The 17836-nt window shown below is 75.5% G+C and carries 2 protein-coding genes; both read left to right on the forward strand.

The annotated features are described in order from the left end of the window. The first annotated feature begins 3 nt into the window (after positions 1-3). Entirely contained in the window at positions 4-8418 is an 8415-nt protein-coding gene (locus AB0J24_RS15740; protein ID WP_358681421.1) for a type I polyketide synthase, read from the forward strand. A 56-nt stretch (positions 8419-8474) separates the two neighbouring features. Continuing rightward, complete coding sequence (locus AB0J24_RS15745; RefSeq protein WP_358681424.1) at positions 8475-17795, forward strand: SDR family NAD(P)-dependent oxidoreductase; 9321 nt, start codon at positions 8475-8477, stop codon at positions 17793-17795. The last annotated feature ends 41 nt before the right edge of the window (positions 17796-17836 follow it).

Raw genomic sequence — 17836 nt, forward strand, 5'->3', positions numbered from 1 at the left:
AGAATGAACAGCGAGGCCGCCTGCACAGCACCGGTCCGAGCGCATTTCGCGGGCGGCACCGCCGTCGCCGTCGTCGGTCTGGCCTGCCGGTTGCCCGGGGCACCCGATCCGGCGGCGTTCTGGGCCGGGCTGGGCGGGACCGCCGACGCCCTGCGTCCGGCGGACAGCGACCCGCGGGGCCCGGCCGGACCGGACGGCCCGCCTCGGCTGGGGCTGTTGGACGACGTGACCGGCTTCGACCCGGAGTTCTTCCACATCTCACCGCGTGAGGCGGCCGAGATCGACCCGCAGCAGCGCCTGGTGCTCGAACTGGCCTGGGAGGCACTGGAGAACGCCCGGATCGTCCCCGGGGCGTTGCGTGGACGCGCCGTCGGTGTCTTCGCGGGCTCGATGGCCCACGACCACGCTGTGCTCCGCCACCGGCCGGACGCTCCACCGGTGTCGCGGCACACGCTCGCCGGTCTCACCCACGGGATCATCGCGAACCGGGTCTCGCACCTCCTCGGGCTGCGCGGCCCCAGCCTGACCGTCGACTCGGCCCAATCGTCGTCACTGGTCGCGGCACACCTGGCGGCCGAGAGCGTGCGGCGCGGGGAGACCGAACTGGCCCTCGTGGCGGGGGTCAACCTCATCCTGACCCCGGCGAGCACCGTCCTCGCCGGACGTTTCGGGGGCCTGTCCCCGACCGGGCGCTGCCGAGTGCTCGACGCCGGCGCGGACGGTTACGCCCGGGGCGAGGGCGGGGTCGCGCTGGTTCTGAAGCGGCTCGACCGCGCGGTCGCAGACGGTGACCCCGTGCACGCGGTCCTGCTCGGTGGTGCGGTGAACAGCGGCTCCGCCCCGGCCGGGATGACCGTGCCCGATCCCGACGCCCAGCAGGACGTGATCACCGCCGCGCTCGCGGCGTCCCGGGTGTCACCCGCCGACATCCAGTACCTGGAGATGCACGGCACCGGCACGCCGGTCGGTGACCCGGTCGAGGCCCGGGCCGCGCACCGGGCGCTGGTCGCCACTGCCACGAACCGGTCCCGGCCGCTCACCGTGGGTTCGGTCAAGACCCGGGTCGGGCACCTGGAGGGTGCCGCCGGTCTCGTCGGGTTGCTCGCCACCGTGCTGGCGATCCGACACCGTTCGCTGCCCGCCACCCTGAACCACACCGCGCCACCACCGTCGGTGCCGCTGGCCGACTGGGGTCTTCGGGTCGCGGTCGAGCCGGGGCCGTGGCCGGCCCCGGACGAGCCCCTCGTCGCCGGCGTCAGCTCGTTCGGCATGGGCGGCACCAACTGCCATCTCGTCGTCGCCGAGCCCCCGGCTCCGGCCCGGCCGTCGGTCGGGACACCCGCCCTGCTCCCCGGAACGCTGATGTGGCCGTTGTCCGCGCCCACGCCGGACCGGGTCCCGGTCCAGGCCGGGGCCTTGGCCCGACACCTCGCCGAAGCCGCGGCCGCGACGGACCGGGGGCTCGACCCGGCGGCGGTCGGCCGCACCCTGGCCGGCGGCCGCACCCACTTCGGGCACCGCTGTGCCGTCGTCGGGACCGCCGACCTGCTCCCGGGACGGCTCGCCGCGCTCGCTGACGGCGGCCCCGCCCCCGGTACCGTCACCGACCGGGCCCGTACCGGCGGTCTCGCCGTGTTGTTCTCGGGCCAGGGCAGCCAACGGGCCGGTGCCGGTGCGGATCTGTACCGCGCAGCGCCCGCGTTCGCCGATCTGGTCGACGACATCGCGGCTCGTTTCGACGCCCTGCTCGACCGGCCGCTGCGCCCGTTGATGTTCGACGGGCCAGGTGGCCCCGACGAGGCCGCCCTGCACCGGACGCGCTACACCCAGCCCGCGTTGTTCACCCTCGAGGTAGCGCTGTACAAGTTCGTCGCCGCCACGCTGCCCGAGCCGACGGCGTTGCTCGGACACTCGATCGGCGAACTGGTGGCCGCCCACATCGCCGGGATCTTCGACCTCGACGACGCGGTGCGGCTGGTGACGGCACGCGCCGCCGCGATGCAGGACGCCCGCGGCGGCGGCGCGATGATCGCCGTCGAGATCGACGCCGAGAAGCTCACCGGTCTCCTCGAACCGTACGGTGACGCGCTGTCGCTCGCCGCGGTCAACGGGCCTCGGGCCGCCGTGGTGGCCGGCGACCCGGACGCGGCGGGAGAGCTGGCAGCCGCGGTCGTCACCGCGGGCGGCCGGGCGAAGCGGTTGCGGGTCAGCCATGCCTTCCACTCCGCGCACATGGCGCCCGCGGCGCGACAGTTCCGCGCAGAGTTGGTCGGCACCACGACCCGACCACCCCGAATTCCGGTGCTGTCCAACGACACCGGATCCCCGCTCACCCCGGAGCAGTGGTCGTCCCCCGACTACTGGGCCGACCACATCGTCCGCACCGTGCGCTTCCACGACGGTGTCCGGCACCTGCGCGGAGCCGGCGTTGCGCACGTCCTGGAGATCGGCCCCACCAGCTCGTTGATCGGGGCGGTGCGGCGGGGGTCGGACGAACCGGTGACGGCGGCGGCGCTGCTTCGCGGGGACGCCCCCGAGCCCGAGCAGCTGATGACCGCGCTGGCCCGGCTGCACGCCGGTGGCGTGGACCTCGACTGGACCCGGCTCCTCGGCGACGGCCCCGCCGCGGAGCTGCCCACCCACACGTTCCTCCGCCGCGCCTTCCCGCTCCCGGGATCCGGCGCTCCCGCGACCGCTGCGTCCGCGCCGCAGCCCGCGCAGGCCCCGCACAGCCGGACCGGCACCGAGTCCGGCCCGTCCACCGCGGACCGACCGGCGGCGACCTATTCAACCGGGCAGGTCCTGCGCAGACTGCTCGGTGAGCTTGCGGTCGTGCTCGGCCACGAGGGACCTACCGCGATCGACCCGGACCGTGCCTTCGTGGAAGCCGGTCTCGACTCGCTCGGCGCGGTCGAGCTGCGCGACCGGCTCAGCGCGGCGCTGGGCGTGACACTGCCGAGCGGCGTCGTGTTCGAGAACCCGACGCCCCGCCTGCTTGCTCGGCGGATCCACGGCGCCGACGACCGGACGGACCTCCCGTGCACCCCTGGCTCTGCTGCGGACGACGATCCGGTGGTGATCGTCGGCGCGGCCGGGCGCTGGCCGGGTGCCGACTGCCCGACCGAACTGTTCCAGCTGGCCGTGGACGGCGTCGACCGGATCGGCCCCTTCCCGACCGACCGCGGCTGGGACCTCGCCGCGCTCCACCGGTCCGACCCCGCCGCGACAGGCGGGAGCTACGTGGCCGGAGGCGGCTTCCTCGACGACGTGGCCCGGTTCGACGCCGCAGCGTTCGGGATCTCCCCGCGCGAGGCGACCGCCATGGACCCCCAGCAACGCATCCTGCTGGAACTCTGCCGTGAGCTCACCGAACGCGCCGGGATCGACCCGGACGTCCTGCGTGGGGCCGGGACCGGGGTGTTCGTCGGCGTCAGTCCCGGTGACTACGGGCCGCGGTTGCATCGCGGGGACCCGGCACTCGACGGTTACCTGCTCACCGGCAGCGCACCGAGCGTCGCCTCCGGCCGGATCGCCTACCACTTCGGGTTCGAGGGCCCCGCCCTCACGGTCGACACGGCGTGCTCGTCGTCGCTGGTCGCGCTGCACCTCGCTGTACGAGCATTGCGGGCCGGTGAGTGCCAGACGGCGGTGGCGGGCGGCGCCGCCGTCATGGCCACACCGGGCATGTTCGTCGAGTTCAGCCGTCAGCGTGGGCTGGCCCCGGACGGCCGGTGCAAGCCGTTCGCCGCGGCCGCGGACGGGACCGCCTGGGGGGAGGGGGCCGGGCTCGTCCTGTTGCAGCGGCGTTCCCGGGCCCGCCGTGACGGGCGTCGGGTCCTGGCCGTCGTCCGCGGCTCGGCGATCAACTCCGACGGCGCCTCGAACGGGCTGACCGCACCGAACGGCTCCAGCCAGCGCCAGGTGATCCGGGCGGCGCTCGCCGACGCCGGACTCACCGGCGCCGACGTCGACGCGGTGGAGGCGCACGGCACCGGTACCCGGCTCGGGGACCCGATCGAGGCCGACGCGCTGATCGACACCTACGGCTGCGACCGACCGGTGGATCAGCCGGTGCTCGTCGGATCGGTGAAGTCGAACATCGGGCACACCCAGGCCGCCGCGGGGATCACCGGTCTGATCACGATGATGCAGGCCCTCGACGCGGGCGTCCTGCCGGGGACCCTGCATCTGGACTCCCCCACCCCGAATGTCGACTGGTCCCGCGGCGCGGTCCGGGTCCGGTCCACGGCCGAGCCGTGGCCCGAGACGGGTCGGTCACGCCGCGCCGCGGTCTCCGCGTTCGGGATCAGCGGCACGAACGCACACGTCGTCATCGAACAGGGCGACCCCCCGGTCACCGACGTCGATCCCGGCCCGGCCCCCGCGCCGCCGCACCCCGTCGGCTGGCCGCTGTCCGGCCCGGACGCTGCGGGCCTCCGTACTGCGGCAGCGGACCTCGCGGGCTGGTTGCAGGACCATCCGCACGCCGCGGCCGCGGACGTCGCCGCGACGCTGGCGGTGCGATCCGCGGACACCCACCGGGCGGTCGTGGTGGTCGAGGACCCGCCGGGCGGGCTGGCGGCGCTGCGGGCGTTCGCCGCCGAGGGGCACCACCCGTCGGTCGCGGCCGGCACGGCGACATCGGGCCGCACGGTGTTCGTGCTGCCGGGACAGGGTTCGCAGTGGCCGGGCATGGCCCGCGAACTGCTCGCCGCCGAACCGGTGTTCGCCGAGCACCTCCACGAGTGTGCCCGCCATCTGGTGGACCTGGACGGACCGCCGTTGTTGCCACTGGTCACCGATCCGGATGCCGACCTCACCGACAGCGCGCTCGTCCAGCCAGCGCTGTTCGCCGTGTGCACCGGGCTCGCCCAGGTGTGGCGGGCACACGGCGTGCACCCCGATTCGGTGGTCGGGCACAGCCAGGGCGAGGTGGCAGCGGCCTGGGTGGCCGGGGCGCTCCCGCTCCCCGAGGCACTGCGTGTGGTCGTCGCACGATCCCGGGCGCTCGCCGGCATCACCGGCTCGGGGGCGATGCTGGCCACGATGTTGCCGGCGTCCGAACTCGCTGCACGGATCGCCGAGTTCGGTGGCGGTCTGGACGTCGCGGTGGTCAACGGGCCGAACACCACCGTCGCCGCCGGGGACACGGAGCGACTGGCCGAGTTCGCCGGCTGGCTCGCCGATGCCGGGGTGCGGGTCCGCCCGGTCGCGGTCGACTACGCGTCGCACAGCGCGCACGTGGACCGCATCGAGGTGCCGCTGCGTGCCGGTCTGGTCGGTGTCCGTCCCGTCGACGGCGAGACCGCCTTCTACTCGACCGTACGAGGGACGCGGATCGACACCACCGAACTCGACGCCGACTACTGGTACGACAACATGCGCCGCACCGTGCGGTTCGACGCCGCGGTGCGGGCCCTGCTGGCCGACGGGCACGACCTGTTCGTCGAGCTGAGCCCGCACCCGTCGTTGGGGATCGGCATCGAGGAGATCGCGGCCACCGACCACCCCGATCTCGGAGCGGTGGTGACCGGGTCGCTGCGGCGCGACGAAGGCGGCCGGGCCAGGCTCATGCACGGCCTTGCCGCGGCGCACGTCGCCGGGCGACCGGTGGACTGGTCCGGTCTGCTCCCGGTCGAACCGGCACCCCGGCCGCTGCCGCTGCCGGCACGCCGCCCCGGTGGGTCGCGCTACTGGGTGGCGCCCGACCGCGCCGACCGGCCGACCAGCGGCGGACACCCGTTCCTCGGAACCCGCACGACGGTGGCCGGCCGGGGGACCGAGATGTTCGTCGGGCGGATCTCGGTCGACGACCACCCGTGGCTCACCGATCACGCGGTGGGCGACACGGTCCTGCTGCCCGGAACCGGGATGCTGGAGCTCGCCGCGTACGCGGCCGGGGAATCCGGCTTCGACGAGATCGCCGAGCTGACCCTGCAGGCACCGCTGCAGCTGCGCTCCGGCCGGGCCACCGAGATCCAGGTCTCGGTCATCACCTCCGCGGACGACCCCGGCCGGGCCGAGGTCGAGGTGCACGCACGCCCCGCCCCGACCGCGGACGAGACGGAACCGATGTGGACCCGGCACGCCGGCGGGTGGCTGACCCGGGACGCCACCGGGTCAGTGCCCGCCGGCCCGCCCACCCCGGCCCCGCCGTGGCCACCGGCCGGGGCCGAACCGATCGACGTCGAGAGCATGTACGACGACCTCGACGGCCGCGGCTACCGCTACGGCCCCACCTTCCGCCGGGTCCTGCGTGCCTGGCGGCACGGCACCGACCTGCTCGCCGAGATCGACGGAGCCCCCGGGGACCCGGCCGGGCCCGACGGCCTGCTGCTGCACCCAGCGGTCTCCGACGCGGCGCTGCACCCGCTGGTCGCCGCCCCGGACGGGGCCGCCGGTGTCCTGCTCCCGTTCTCCTGGAGCGGGTGCCGGCTCCGCCCGGCCGGTGCGACCGTGCGCGCCACCGTCAGGCGGAGCCCGGACGGATCAGCCGTACTGGACCTGACCGGTGGCGACGGGACGCCGGTGCTGTCCGCAGCCGGGCTGGCGCTGCGCCCGGTCTCCCCCGACGTCCTCGGCGACGTCCCACCGCCGGCCTACCGGGTCTCCTGGTCGGAGGTCGCTGCCACGCCAGGGGCGGCACCCGGGCACGTGGTGATCGTCCCGGACCCGGCCGCGCTCGCCGCACTGGACCCCACGGCACGGGCCGGCCTGGTGCTCGTACCGCTCCCGCCCCCGGCCGGCGGTTCCCCGGCCGGTCGGGTGCGGGAGACCGCCGAGCTCGCGTCGAGGCTGGTGCAGGAGTGGTTCGCCGCCGACCCGATGCCGGGTGCGCGGCTGGTCCTGGTCACCAGCGGCGCGGTGGCCGTCACCGAGGGCGAACAGATCACCGACCCGGGGGCAGCGGCCGCGTGGGGGCTGGTCCGGGCGGCGCTGCGGGAACGGCCGGGAATCCTCGCTCTGCTCGACGTCGACCCCGGTGCGACCGGTGCGCCACGGCCCCCTGCGGTGCTGGGTGATCCGGAGATCAGCGAGGTCGCCGTCCGCGGTGACCGGGTCCACGTCCCGAGGCTCGCTGTGCTGGACACCTCGGACCTCACCCCGGCCGGGGGACCGCGGTTGCGGCCGGACGGGACCACGCTCGTGACCGGCGGCACCGGGGTGCTCGGCCTGCTCACGGCGCGCCGGCTGGCCGAACGGCACGGCGCCCGTCACCTGCTGCTGGTCGGGCGGCGTGCGTCCGGCTCCGAGGGCGCCGCCGAGCTGACCCGGGAACTCGCCGGTCGGGGGGTGCAGGTGCGCACCGCCGACTGCGACGTCACCGATCCCGACGCGCTCACCGCCCTGATCGCCGCGATCCCGCCCGAGCACCCGCTCGACGCGGTCGTGCACGCCGCAGGGGTGCTCGACGACGCGATGGTGCCCGACCTGACCGCCGAGCGGCTGCGGGCCGCGATCGCACCCAAGAGTGATGCCGCCTGGACACTGCACGAGGCCACCGCCGGTCTCGAACTGTCGGCGTTCGTGCTGTTCTCCTCCGTCGTCGGTGTGCTCGGCAACGCGGGCCAGGCCGGTTACGCCGCCGCGAACGCCGCGCTCGACGCGCTCGCCGTCCACCGCGCCGCGCACGGCCTCCCGGCGACGTCGGTCGCCTGGGGCCTGTGGGAGACCGACACCGGGATGACCGGCGGGATGAGTGCCGCCGACGTCAGCCGGATGCGCCGCGGCGGCGTCGCACCGATGAGCCCGGAGAACGGTCTCGCGCTGCTGGACCGGGCGCTGGGCGAACCGGTACCGACGCTGGTCGCGGCCCGCCTGACCCGGGCCGACGAGCCGATGCTGCGTGGGTTGTTCGGTACCCCTGCTCGGCAGGCGCCGGCCCCTCCGGGCCCCGATCTCGCCACGATGGCACCCGAGGCGCGGCGGGAGGCGCTGCTCGGGCTGGTCACCGCGACCGCCGCCGAGCTCCTCGGGCACACCGGCGCCGGCGACGTCGACCCACGGCGACCGTTCACCGCCCAGGGTTTCGACTCGCTGGTCGCCGTCGAGTTCCGCAACCGGCTCGGTGCACGGCTCGGGATCGCGCTTCCGGTCATGCTGACCTTCAACTACCCGACGCCCGAGGAGCTGGCCGAGCATCTCGGGACGCGGTTCGCTCCCACCCGGCCGGACCCGACAGCAGAGCTCGACCGGATCGAACAGATCGTGGCGTCCCTGTCCGACGAGGACTGGGCGGGGCCGTTCGGCAGCCGGCTGGCCGGTCTCGCCCGCTCGTGGGCCTCCCGCGGCAGCGCCGGGGACATCGCGGACCCCGACACCTCCTCGATCGGCGATCTGGTCCGGTTGCTCGATCACGCGCTCGCCGAGCCGGCTCCCGACGGAGCAGCCCGGCGGCGGCCCGGTGAGAGTCCGTGATCCCGGACGCCGACCCCACCCCTGCCCCGCCCGTGCCGCTCACGAAAGGCCAAGCGATGACCGACGACCAGCTCCGCCACCTGTTGCGAAGGGTCGGCGCCGAGCTGCGGACCGCCCGCCAGCAGCTCGCCGACGTCGAACGGCGGGCCGGTGAACCCATCGCGGTCACGGCGATGGCCTGCCGGTTCCCCGGCGACGTCGACTCCCCCGAGGATCTGCTCGATCTCGTCCTCGACGGCCGGGAGACCCCCGGACCGATGCCCACCGACCGCGGCTGGGACCTCGACGCGCTCTACCACCCCGACCCGGCCCACGACGGCACCACGTACGTGCGGAGCAGCTCGTTCCTGCGCGACGCCGCGGGGTTCGACGCGCGCCTGTTCGGGATCACCCCGCGCGAGGCCACCGCGTCCGACCCGCAGCACCGCCTGCTGCTGGAGCTGACCTGGGAGCTGTTCGAGCGGGGCGGAATCGCACCGGACTCGGTAGCGGGGTCCGCCACCGGAGTGTTCATCGGCACCAACGGTCGCGACTACCCGACGCTGGTCACCGGGACGGCCCCCGAGCTGGCCGGCTACATCGAGGTGAACAACTCGGCGTCGTTGGCGGCCGGACGGCTGGGCTACAGCTTCGACCTGCGCGGACCCTCGTTCGCGGTGGACACGGCGTGCTCGGCGTCGCTGGTGGCACTGCACCAGGCGGTGCGGTCACTCCGCCTCGGCGAGTGCGACCTGGCGCTCGCCGGGGGCTGCACCGTCATGAGCACACCGACCGTCCTGGTGGAGTTCAGCAGGCTGCGGGGGCTCTCGGTCGACGGCCGGTGTCGCGCGTTCTCGGCCGACGCCGACGGTACCGGCTGGAGCGAGGGCGGCGGGCTGCTGCTGCTGGAACGTCTCTCCGACGCCCGGCGCAACGGGCGCCGGGTACTCGGCCTGATCCGGGGCTCCGCGGTCAACTCCGACGGCGCGTCGAACGGCATCACGGCACCCAACGGGACCGCCCAGCGGGCGGTCATCGCCGCGGCCCTGGCCGACGCCCGGGTCGCCGCCACCGACGTCGACCTGGTCGAGGCGCACGGCACCGGGACCCGCCTCGGCGACCCGATCGAGGCGTCGGCGCTCATCGCCACCTACGGTCCGGGCCGCGCCCCGGGCCGGCCGCTGCACCTCGGGTCGGTGAAATCGAACCTGGGGCACACCCAGGCTGCCGCCGGGGTCGCCGGGCTGATCAAGGTGATCATGTCGATGCGGGCCGGGGTGCTCCCCCGCACGCTGCACGTCGACACCCCCTCTCCACACGTGGACTGGTCGTCCGGAGCTCTGCAGCTGCTCGCCGACCATCGGGAGTGGCCCGCCGACCGGCCCCGGCGCGCCGGGGTGTCCGCGTTCGGCGTCGGCGGCACGAACGCGCACGTCATCGTCGAGGAGGCGCCTCGTCCGGCCGACATCCCCACGTCCGAGACCGGCGGTTCCCACACCGAGACCGTCGGTACCGGTGGTCTCGTCGGCGGGCCACGGGTGTGGCCGCTCTCCGCGGCGACCTCGACCGCACTCGCCACTCTCGCCGGCCGGGTGGCCGCACATGTCCGCGAGCACGACACCGACCCGGACGATCTCGCGGCGTTCCTCGCGCACGGCCGGGCGACGCTGACCGAGCGAGCCGTCGTCGTCGGCAACGACCGCGCGGACCTGCTGGCCGGCCTCGACGCGATCCACCGGGGCGAGCAGCACCGGCTCGTCACCCGGGGCAGCGCACCGGTGGCGCGACGGGCGGTGTTCGTCTTCCCGGGACAGGGAGCCCAATGGCCGGGCATGGCGGCCGAACTGCTCGTCGGCGCGCCCGCCTTCGCCGACGCCGTCGACGCCTGCGACCACGCCCTCGCCGCGCACCTGGACTGGTCGGTCCGGGCCGTGCTCGAACAGCGCCCGGACTCCCCGCCCGCCGACCGCGTCGACGTCGTACAGCCGGTGCTGTGGGCGGTGATGGTGGCGCTGGCCCGGATGTGGATCGCCTCCGGTGTCTCACCGGCCGCGGTGCTCGGCCACAGCCAGGGCGAGATCGCCGCCGCGCACGTGGCCGGCGCGCTGTCGCTGGAGGACGCCGCCGCGGTGGTCGCCCTGCGTTCGCGGGCCCTGCTGCGGATCGCCGGCCGCGGCGCCATGGTCTCGCTCGCCGAGACCGAGGACGCCGCCAGAGCCCGGATCGGGCGCATCGGCTGTGGGCTGTCGGTCGCCGTGCGCAACGGGCCGGACGCGGTGGTCGTCGCCGGCGACCCGGACGCCGCCGACCGTCTGCTGGCCGACGCCGGGGCCTGCGGGGTCCGGGCCCGGTTGCTACCGGTGGACTACGCCTCGCACTCGGCGCACGTGGAACCCCTGCGCCCGGAGATCGTCGACGCGCTGGCCGCGGTACGCCCCGAGGTGGAGACGGTCCCGATCATGTCGTCACTGACCGCGGACTGGGTGGACGGACCGGAGCTCGGCGCCGGGTACTGGTACGACAACCTGCGCGGAGAGGTCCGCTTCGCCGACGCCACGGCCGCGCTGCTGGCCGCGGGGCACGACGCGTTCCTGGAGATGAGTCCGCACCCGGTGTTGCTCACCGCGGTCGGCCGGGTCGCCGAGGAACGCGGCGCCGACCCGGTGCTGGTGGGTTCGCTGCGTCGTGACGAGGGCGGCCCGGAACGGCTGCTCACCTCGTTCGCCCAGGCACAGGTCGGCGGGGTCGGCGTCCGCTGGGGACTCGTCGCCGGCCCGGCCCGGGTGCTCGACGTGCCGACCTACCCGTTCGAGCACAAGCGGTTCTGGCCGGTGCCCCGCAGCTCGACCGACCGCACCGGTCCGACGCCGCTGCTCGACACCCCGGTGCACGACGCGACCACCGGACGGGTGCTCCTCACCGGCCGGGTCGGGACGGGGTCACAGCCTTGGCTGGCCGACCACCGGGTCCAGGGCCGGGCCGTGCTGCCCGGGGTGGCGTTCGTGGAGGCGGTGCTGGCCGCGGGCGCCACGGCCGGGTTCGACGCGGTCGAGGAGCTCGTCGTCGACACCCCGCTCCTGCTCGACGCGGCCGCCGGACTGCAGGTGACGGTGGACCCCGCCGCGGACGGCGCGACCGCCCACGTCAGCGTGCACGCCCGCCGGCTCGACCCGCCGGGCGACTGGACCCGGCACGCGCACGGGAGGCTCACCACCGCGGGCGCGGAGCCGACACCCGCCTCCCCCGTTCCGTGGCCGCCGCCCGGTGCGGACCCGGTCGATCCGGACGCGGTACGGGCCGGGTTCGCCGCACGCGGGATCGACTACGGCCCGGCCTTCCAGGGACTCAACCGGGTGTGGGTGCAGGGCACCGACGTCTACGCCGAGATCGAGGCCCCGGAGTCGGTCGCCGCGCAGGCCGCGGCGTTCGGCGTGCACCCGGCGTTGTTCGACGCCGCGTTCCACACGGTGGGGGCGGTCTCCGACGACGACGTCGACCCGAAGGCGACCCACCTGCCGTTCGCCTGGGAGGACGTCCGGTTGCACGCCACCGGCGCGCGGTCGCTGCGCGTGCGGCTGTCCCGGGGCGCCGACGGCCGGTACCGGCTGAGCGCCACCGACCCGGCCGGCGGGCCGGTGTTCAGCGTCGGCGCCGTCGTGACCCGACCGCTCGGCGAGCTCCCCGGGGGGCACGACGACCTGCGCCGGGTCGGCTGGCCGACGTTGCCGCTCGACTCGGGACCGGTCACCGGGAGCTGGGCGGCCCTGGGCCGCGGGGCCGCCGCGCTGCTCGGTGACCGGGGACCACACCAGCCCGACCTCGCCGCGATGCTCACCGCGGCGGCCGACGGTTCGCCACCGTCCGATCACGTCCTCGTCACCGTCGGGGACACCGTCGAGAACGGCCGCCCCCGGAACGACCGCACCGGGGAGGATCACACAGGGGACGACGACACCGCCGGGCCGGACACGGCCGAACGGGCCGCGCTGGCGGTGCTCGACCTGCTGCGCGCCTGGTCGAGCAGCGCGGTGCTGACGCACTCCCGCCTCGTCGTGCTCACCCGGGGGGCGCTGCGCGTCCGCGACACCGACCCGGTTCGTCCGGCGGCCGCGGCCGTCGTCGGCCTGGTCCGGGTCGCGCAGACCGAGCACCCGGACCGGTTCGTCCTGGTCGACATCGACGACGACCCGGCCTCGGTCGCCGCGCTCCCGGCCGCGATCGCGACCGGTGAACCGCAGCTGGCGCTGCGGTCCGGCCGGGCGGCAGTGCCCCGGCTGAGCACCGCGCCGGTCGCCGCCGACGCCGGCTGGGACCTCCCCTCCGACGGGACGGTGCTGATCACCGGTGGCCTGGGGACCCTCGGTTCGCTGCTGGCCAGAGCGCTCGTGGCCGACCACGGGGTGCGCGAGCTGCTGCTGGTCGGCCGACGCGGCCCGGACACGCCCGGCGCCGACGCGCTGGTCACCGAGCTCACCGGACTCGGGGCGCGGGTACGCGTCGCCGCCGTCGACGTCACCGACCGGGCCGCCGTCGCCGCCCTGATCGACTCCGTGCCGCACGACCGTCCGCTCTCCGCCGTGGTGCACGCCGCCGGGGTCACCGACGACGGTCTCATCGCCTCCCTGACCGACGCCGACCTGCGCCGGGCGCTGACGATCAAGGCGCGCTCGGCGTGGTGGCTGCACGAGCTCACCGCGAACCACCCGATCCGCGAGTTCGTGCTGTTCTCCTCGGTCGCCGGCATCCTCGGCGCCGCGGGCCAGGGTGCCTACGCCGCCGCGAACACCTATCTGGACGCGCTGGCCGAGTACCGGGCCGGGGCCGGGCTGCCCGGCCGCAGCATCGCCTGGGGGCTCTGGGCGGAGACGAGCTCGATGACCGGGCACCTCGGCACCGCCGACCGTGCGCGGCTCGCCCGCCTCGGCACGTCCCCGCTGTCCACCACGGACGGGCTGGTCCTGTTCGCGGCGGCCGGGGCGGCCCGGTCCGCGGTCCTGGTGGCCACGCCGTTGGACCCCGCCCGGTCGGACGCGTCGATGCTGCGCCCGGCTCCCGAACGGACCCGGCGCAGCGCCGCCACGGCCGCCACCGGGGCGCCCCCGATCACCGACCGGCTGGCCGGGCTGGGCGTCGCCGAGCGGCACGCCACACTGCTCGACCTGGTGCTCACCGAGATGGCACTGGTGATGGGGCTGGACCCCGGGGAGCGCCCGGAGCAGGAGCGCGCCTTCCAGGAGCTCGGCTTCGACTCGCTCACCGCCGTCGAGCTGCGCAACCGGGTGGCCGCCGCCACCGGGCTGCGGCTGCCCGCGACCGTCGTGTTCGACCACCCCGACGCGGTGGCGCTCGCCCGGACGCTCGACGACCGGCTCACCGACGTCACCGGCGGGCCGTGCACCGCGGCGACCGGCCCCGGCACCGGCACCGGCACCGGCACCGGAAGAGCCGACGACCGCAGCCACGCCCACGCCGACCACGCCCTCACCGCCACCACCGCCACCACTGCCACCACTGCCACCAGAGCCACCGCAGCCACGGCAGCCACCGCCGCGGACGACCCGATCGTGATCGTCTCGGCCGCCTGCCGCCTGCCCGGCGGTATCGACACCCCCGAACGGCTGTGGCAGCTCGTCGAGGAGGGCGGCGAGGTCGTCTCCGACTGGCCGCCCGATCGCGGCTGGGACACCGCCTCGCTCTACCACCCCGATCCCGATCACCCCGGGACCACGTACACCACCCGCGGCGGGTTCATCCACGACGCCGCCGACTTCGACGCCGAGGCCTTCGGGATGTCACCGAAGGAGGCGCTGGCGACCGATCCCCAGCAACGGTTGATGCTGGAACTCACCCGGGAGCTGCTGGAGCGCGCCGGAATCGCGCCGGGCACGCTGCGCGGCAGCCGGACGGCCGTGTTCACCGGTGCGATCTACTCCGACTACGGGTCCCGGCTGCGCCGGATCCCGCCGGAGCTGGAGGGCTACATCGGCAACGGCAGTGCACCCAGCCTGGTCTCCGGCCGGGTCTCCTACGCCTTCGGCTTCGAGGGCCCGTCGCTGACCGTGGACACGGCGTGCTCGTCGTCGCTGGTCGCCATGCACCTCGCGGCCCGCTCGCTGGGCTCCGGTGAGTGCGACCTGGCCGTCGTCGGCGGCGTCACCCTGATGGCCACCCCCCTCGGCTTCGTCGAGTTCTCCCGTCAGCACGGGCTGGCCCCGGACGGCCGGTGCAAGCCGTTCGCCTCCGCCGCGGACGGCACCGGCTGGGCCGAGGGTGCCGGTGTCCTCCTGCTGGAACGGCTCTCCGACGCCCGGCGTCACCGCCACGAGGTGCTGGCGGTGCTCCGCGGCAGCGCCGTCAACTCCGACGGCGCGTCCAACGGGCTGACCGCACCGAACGGCACCGCCCAGCGGCGGGTCGTCCGTGCCGCGCTCGCCGACGCCGGGCTGCGGCCCGTCGACGTCGACGCGGTCGAGGCACACGGCACCGGAACCCGGCTCGGCGACCCGATCGAGGCCGGCGCCCTGCTCGACGTCTACGGCGATCGTCCGGACGGGGTGGAGCCGCTGCGGCTCGGCTCGGTGAAGTCCAACCTGGGTCACACGCAGGCGGCGGCCGGCGTGACCGGGGTGATCAAGATGATCGCCGCGATGCGCGCGGGCACGCTCCCCCGCACCCTGAACGTCGACGAACCGAGCCCGCACGTCGACTGGTCCGCCGGCACGGTGCGGCTGCTCACCGAGCCGCTCCCCTGGTCCGTGCCCGCGCACCGGCCCCGGCGCGCCGCGGTGTCGGCGTTCGGGATCAGCGGCACCAACGCCCACGTCATCATCGAGCAGGCCCCCGACGAGCCGGCCATCGCCACCGCGCCTGCGGCACCGCCGGGCCCGCTGCCCTGGGTGCTGTCCGCCCGCTCGGCTGCCGGGGTCCGGGACGCCGCGACACGGCTGGCCGAATGGGCCGCCGGGCGGGCCTCCGGTGAGCTCGCCGCGGCGGCGTGGACCCTGGCGACCGGCCGGGACACCTTCGCCCACCGCGCGGTCGTGCACGCCTGCAACCCCGGCGAGCTGACCGCGGCGCTGGCCGACGTCGCCCAGGGTGCCGTCCCGGTCCACCCGGCCCGCCGCGGCCGCACGGCGCTGGTGTTCACCGGGCAGGGCGGGCAGTGGGGCGGGATGGGCCGGGAGCTGCGCGAACGCTTCCCTGCCTATGCGGAGGCGTTCGACGAGGCCTGCACCCTGCTGGACCATCACCTCGACGGAGTGCTGGGAGCCCCGCTCGCCGACATCGTGCTGGACCCGGCGCACGCCGGGAGGCTCGACGACACGGCAGCCACCCAGGCCGGGACCTTCGCGGTGCAGGCCGGACTGGTCGCCCTGCTGGCCGGGTTCGGCGTCCGGCCTGACGTGGTGGTGGGCCACTCGGCAGGCGCGCTGGGCGCCGCGCACACGGCCGGGCTGCTCGCGCTCCCGGAGGCCGCACGGCTGGTCGCCGTGCGTGGCCGACTGATGCGCTCGTTGCCCCCGGGCGGGGCGATGGCGGCGGTGAACACGACCGAGCCCGAGATGCTGGAGGCGCTCGCCGCACACGGCGACCGGGTCGACCTGGCCGGGGTCAACGGTCCGTCGTCGGTGGTGGTCTCCGGCCCCGCCGACGACGTGGACGTGATCGTCGAGCACTTCACCGCGCGCGGTGTGCGGGCCCGCAGGCTCCGGATCGACCTCGCCTCGCACAGCCGGATGGCGGAGCCGATCCTCGACGACTTCCGCACCGCGGTCGCCGCGGCCACCTTCGGGGAGCCGACCGTGCCCATGATCTCCGACCGGACCGGTACCCGGCTCGACGACGAGCTGCGCGAGCCCGGCTACTGGGCCGATCATCTGCGCGCACCGGTGCGTTTCGGGGCGGCGGTGCGCACCCTGCTCGACGAGGGCGTGACCCGCATCGTCGAGGTCGGTCCGGACGCCGTACTGACCGCGGCGGTCGCCGACGTGCTCGCCGCGCGCCCGGGAGACCCGGTCGTGGTCACCCCGCTCATGCGGCGCACCGGGGCACCCGTCGCGACGATGTTGTCCGCGCTCGGCGAGCTGCACGGTGACGGCCTCACCGTCGACTGGCGGGCGGCGTTCCCGAGCCCCCCTCCACGCCCGGTCGTCGCGCCCACCTATCCGTTCCAGCGAACCCGCTACTGGATCGACGCCGAGATCAGCGGGTCCGACCCGGCCCCGGTGCCGCCGCCCCGGGCCGAGCTCCCCCCGGTGACGGCGGAGCCGCGCGCCCCGCACCTCGCCCTGGTCCGGGCAGCCACCGCCGCGGTGCTCGGGTACCCGTCGGCCCAGGCGGTCGGCCCGGTCGTACCGTTCGCCGAACTCGGGGTCGACTCGCTCTCGGCCGGACAGCTCCGCAACCGGCTGGCCGCCGACACCGGCCTGGACCTGCCGGTCGGGGTGACCATCGAGCACCCGAGTCCGCAGGCACTGGCCGCGTTCCTCGACGGTGCCCTCGCCGCGTCGAGCAACCCGGCCGGCCGCTGGGCCGACCGTCTGCGGGCCGCCTGCGACGACGGTGATCTCGCTCCGGTCCTCGACGCGCTCGCCGACTCGGCCGCCGGGCGCCCCCGGTTCGGTCCGGGTGCCGGTGTCTCGGCCCTGCCGGAACCCGTCCGGCTCGCGGAGGGGCCCGCGGAGGTCCCCGTCCTGTGTTTCCCCTCGCTGAACTTCGCGTCGGGCCCGCACGAGTACGTGCGGATGGCGCACCCGTTCCGCGGCCTGCGGTCGGTGTACGCCCTGCACTCCCCCGGTTTCACCGCGGGCGAGGCGCTCCCGGACTCGGTGGCGGCACTGGCCGACGCGCACGCCCGGCGGGTACTGGACCTGGTCGGGGACCGCCCCATCGTGCTGCTCGGCCGCTCGATCGGCGGTGCGGTGGCCCACGCCGTGGCCGAACGCCTCGTCGAGCTGGGGCGCCCGGCCGACGGGCTCGTACTGGTCGACAGCTACCCCACCGGGCCCGGGCAGCCGGGCCACGGCTGGTGGCTGCCGGCGATGACCAGGGCGTCGCTGCGCCGCGCCGACGAGCTGGGCCTGTCGCTCGGCGACGACGCCCTGTCCGCGATGGCCGTCTACTACCGGCGGCTCTTCGCGAGCTGGCGTCCCTCGGCCGTGCCCGGGCCGACCCTGCAGATCCGCGCGTCCGAGCCGCCCGAGGGGGCGGACCCGGGGGTGGACTGGACGGCCAGGTGGCCGTTGCCCGGTGACGTCGTCACCACGGCCGGGAGCCACTTCTCGATGCTGGAGGAACACGCCAGGGCGACGGCCACTGTGCTGGAACGGTGGCTGGACCGTCGGACCGAGCCGAGCGAACGGCACGCCCCGGACGGCGCCCCCGGGACGGTGTCCTGATCGGCGGGTCGTCGCCCGGTACCCACCGGCCGGGCGACGAC

It is taken from the genome of Pseudonocardia sp. NPDC049635 (genome assembly GCF_040659795.1).
Classification (GTDB): domain Bacteria; phylum Actinomycetota; class Actinomycetes; order Mycobacteriales; family Pseudonocardiaceae; genus Pseudonocardia.

Excerpts from the sequence above, each read along its gene's own strand:
- AB0J24_RS15740 (WP_358681421.1), top strand. The coding sequence starts at position 4 with ATGAACAGCGAGGCCGCCTGCACAGCACCGGTCCGAGCGCATTTCGCG.
- AB0J24_RS15745 (WP_358681424.1), top strand. The coding sequence starts at position 8,475 with ATGACCGACGACCAGCTCCGCCACCTGTTGCGAAGGGTCGGCGCCGAG.